5 protein-coding genes are annotated in these 3,670 nt (G+C 65.5%); all 5 read left to right on the forward strand.

The window, feature by feature from the left end; all coding sequences use genetic code 11:
* Window positions 1-273 (forward strand): SDR family oxidoreductase (locus MOV75_RS30800; protein ID WP_247007200.1); only part of this gene is annotated, 273 nt, incomplete at its 5' end.
* On the forward strand, window positions 270-1,397 hold the full coding sequence (locus MOV75_RS30805; protein WP_246929515.1) for a muconate cycloisomerase family protein: 1,128 nt from the start codon (window positions 270-272) through the stop codon (window positions 1,395-1,397). The genes MOV75_RS30800 and MOV75_RS30805, both read left to right, overlap by 4 nt.
* 245 nt (window positions 1,398-1,642) lie before the next feature.
* Window positions 1,643-2,062, forward strand: coding sequence for an HIT domain-containing protein (locus tag MOV75_RS30810; protein ID WP_246929516.1), 420 nt, complete (start codon window positions 1,643-1,645; stop codon window positions 2,060-2,062).
* Window positions 2,063-2,072: 10 nt separating this feature from the next.
* Complete coding sequence (gene nudC, locus MOV75_RS30815) at window positions 2,073-3,011, forward strand: NAD(+) diphosphatase (RefSeq protein WP_246929517.1); 939 nt, start codon at window positions 2,073-2,075, stop codon at window positions 3,009-3,011.
* Between the two features lie 6 nt (window positions 3,012-3,017).
* The coding region (locus MOV75_RS30820) for a PfkB family carbohydrate kinase (protein WP_247007201.1) at window positions 3,018-3,670 on the forward strand (653 nt) is incomplete at its 3' end.

Here is a 3,670-nt window from a genome sequence, read left to right on the forward strand (position 1 = left end):
CGCTCCGCACTGGAAGCGCTGGTTCGCCTCACCGCGATCGAGCTCGCTGGCGAGGGCAAGACCGTCAACGCGGTCGCGCATGTCCTCAAAGTCAAGGACAAGCCGAGCGAAAGCCGGCTGTCACCCGAGCAGATCGCTGCGACCGAGGCGTTGATCCCGATGCGCCGCCGCGGGCGGCCAGAAGAAGTGGCCGAGATCATCGCTTTCCTGGCATCGCCCAAAGCATCCTACGTCACCGGCCAGGTCTGGCACGTTAATGGAGGCCTGACATGACCGAAGCAACGATCGAACGTCTCAGGCTGTTCCTGATCGAAAGCCCGATCAAGATGGCGCGTCTGCAGGGCGTCGGCAACGTCAAGGGCACGGTCAAGCGCGTGCTGGTCGAGCTCACCGCGAGCGACGGCCTGATCGGTTGGGGCGAGGCCGCACCGTGGGAGGTGTTCACGGGAACGCCGGAAGCGGCCTTCTCCGCGCTCGACATCTATCTGCGCCCCATCGTGCTCGGCAAACCGGTGCGCCGCATCCGCGCGCTGATGACCGAGCTCGACCGCGTGCTGGTCGGCCATGCCGAAGCGAAAGTCGCGATCGAGATGGCGCTGCTCGACATCGTCGGCAAATCGTCGGGGCTATCGGTCGCCGACCTCCTCGGCGGCCGCGTGCGCGACACCATCCCCCTTTCCTTCTCGATCGCCGACCCGGATTTCGCCGCCGATCTCGAACGCATGCGGAAGATGGTTCCGGACGGCAACGTCATCTACAAGGTCAAGACCGGCGTGAAGCCGCATCGCGAGGACCTCGACCACCTCGAAGCGATTCGCAAGGAATTCGGCGACAAGGTCGACCTCCGCGTCGACTACAATCAGGCGCTCGCGCCGTTCGGCGCCATCAAGATCCTGCGCGACGTCGAAGAGTTCGCGCCGACCTTCATCGAGCAGCCAGTACCGCGCAAGTTTCTCGACGTGATGGCGCAGCTCACCGCGGCGCTGGAAACGCCCGTGCTGGCCGACGAAAGCTGCTTCGACCGCCGCGACATGATGGAGGTGGTGCGCCGCGAGGCCGCCAATGCCGTCTCAATCAAGCTCATGAAGGCCGGCGGCCTGTTCGAGGCGCAGGCGATCATGGCGATCGCCGACATCGCCGGCCTGCCCGGCTATGGCGGCACGCTGTGGGAGGGCGGCATTGGCCTTGCGGCCGGCACGCAGCTGATCGCGGCGACGCCGGGCATCTCGCTCGGGTGCGAGTTCTACATGCCGCATCATGTGCTGACCGAGGATGTGCTGGAAGAGCGCGTCGCCAACCGCGGCGGCCATGTCGTGGTGCCCGACGGGCCCGGCCTCGGCATTCGCGTCAGCGAAGCCTCGATCCGCGCCAATGCGCGGGTGTTGGCGGAGGCATAGTTTTCCGTCATTCCGGGGCGCGCGCAGCGCGAGCCCGGAATCCATAACCGCAGGGTCGAGTTTGGCGAGGATTCGGAGCCGCCAGCTCGCGCCATAGCTATTCCCTGTGGTTATGGGTCCCCGCCTTCGCGGGGACGACGATCGCGTATGCATAAGCAGCGGAGCCCGAACCTTCCCCTTGCTAACTCCCTATCGTATGGTCGGACCAAACAAGCCCGCCCCCATCGGCCCCCTTGGAAACACCTATGCCCGAACCCGCCTGGTCGCTGCATTCCCGCCTGAAAGACGACACCATCGACATCGGCGATTTGCCGCTGTCGAAAGTGCTGGTCATCAAGGATGCGCATTATCCCTGGCTGCTGCTGGTGCCGCGGCGCCCCGACGCGGTTGAGATCATCGATCTCGACGAGGTGCAGCAGGCGCAGCTGATGACGGAGATCTCCCGCGTCTCGCGCGCGCTGAAGGAGATCACCAAATGCGACAAGCTCAATGTCGCCGCGCTCGGAAACCTTGTGCCGCAGCTTCACGTTCACATCATTGCGCGCCGCACCAGTGACGCCGCCTGGCCGCGGCCGGTCTGGGGCGTGATGCAGCCATTGGCGCATGACGCCGCAGAGGTTCAGAATTTCATCAGCGCGCTTCGCCGCAAGATCTGGTTGGGTTGAAAGAACGATAATGTCAGCATTCGACGCATTTCCGCTGGGACAGCCGGCCTTCGTCACCAACATCCTCGACCGCGCTGCGCATCTGCGCCGCGACGACGAGAAGCTGTTCGCGATGGAGCAGAAGCCGACCTCGCGCGCCTATGTCGTCCACCGCGACTCGCTCCTGGTCAGGCGCGAGGGCGACAAGACGCGCGCGCTGCTCTCGATCGACGAGGCGCTGAAGTGCGGCGCCAATCCAGGCACGATCTTCCTCGGCCTGCGCGACGGCGCCGCGATGTTCGGCATGGGCCTGTCGCAGGCTGCCGCCGAGAAGCTGGTGGGACGCGAGGACTACACACTGACCGAGCTGCGCGGCATGGCGATGCAAGGCGCGATTCCCCCCGAGGAGCTCTCGGCGATCGCGATGGCGAAGTCGATGGTGAGCTGGCACCAGCGCCACGGCTATTGCGCCAATTGCGGCGCGCGCAGCGCGATGAAGGAAGGCGGCTGGAAGCGCGAGTGCCCGAGTTGCAAGGTCGAGCATTTTCCGCGAACTGACCCTGTCGTGATCATGCACGTTGCCTCCGACGACAAGTGCCTGCTCGGCCGCCAGAAGCAGTTTCCGCCGGGCATGTATTCCTGCCTCGCCGGCTTCGTCGAGGCTGCCGAGACCATCGAGGACGCGGTGCGCCGCGAGATCCTGGAAGAATCCGGCATTCGCTGCACCGACGTGCAATATTACATGACCCAGCCTTGGCCCTATCCGTCGTCGCTGATGATCGGCTGCAGCGCGCGGGCCGTCAGCGAGGACATCGTCGTCGATCGCATGGAGCTGGAAGACGCGCGCTGGTTCACGCGCGAGGAGGCCGCCTTGATGCTGACACGGACGCATCCGGACGGGCTCGCCGGCCCGCATCCCTTCGCCATCGCCCATCACCTGCTCGGCCGCTGGGTGCACGACAAGAGCTGACCGCCGATGGCGCTACTTGCGGCCGCGCCGCGCATCCTCTGCATCGGCATTCCCGTGCGCGACCTGACCTTTCGGGTCGAGGCCGTGCCCGTACGCGGCAGTAAAGCCAACGCAACGCATCTCGCCGAGATTTGCGGCGGCAACGCGCTCAACGCCGCCATCGCGATCGCCCGACTTGGCGGCCGCGTCGCCTTCGCAGGACCGATGGGCGATGCTGGCGAGACGTCGAGCGGCTTCATCCTCGAACGCATGACCGCCGAAGGCATCGAGACCAGCCGTATCGTGCGCATGCCCGGTGTGAGCACGCCCGTCTCGGCGATCATCATCGACGCGACGGGTGAGCGGACGCTGACCATTTATCGCGATCCTGTTCTCTGGACGGTCAAGCTGGGCGATGCCGACAAGCTGCTCGACGATTGTCAGGCCGTCCTCGTCGAGAGCCGCTGCGCGGCGTTCGCGATCTCCCTGTGCACCGAAGCAGGCCGGCGCGGCATTCCCGTCATCGTCGGCGTCGACCGCGCGATGTCGTTGCAGGACGGCCTGCTCACCGCCGCCTCGAGACGTGATCATCAAGGAGCTTGCGCGGGAGTGGATTTCGCCAGTTTGCGCCGCGTCGTACGCGAAAACCAACAGACTCCAGGACCCTGGCGATATTGCGC

Origin of the sequence: Bradyrhizobium sp. PRIMUS42, assembly GCF_023006515.1 — a bacterium.
GTDB lineage: Bacteria > Pseudomonadota > Alphaproteobacteria > Rhizobiales > Xanthobacteraceae > Bradyrhizobium.

Excerpts from the sequence above, each read along its gene's own strand:
- MOV75_RS30805 (WP_246929515.1), top strand. The coding sequence starts at position 270 with ATGACCGAAGCAACGATCGAACGTCTCAGGCTGTTCCTGATCGAAAGC.
- MOV75_RS30810 (WP_246929516.1), top strand. The coding sequence starts at position 1,643 with ATGCCCGAACCCGCCTGGTCGCTGCATTCCCGCCTGAAAGACGACACC.
- nudC (WP_246929517.1), top strand. The coding sequence starts at position 2,073 with ATGTCAGCATTCGACGCATTTCCGCTGGGACAGCCGGCCTTCGTCACC.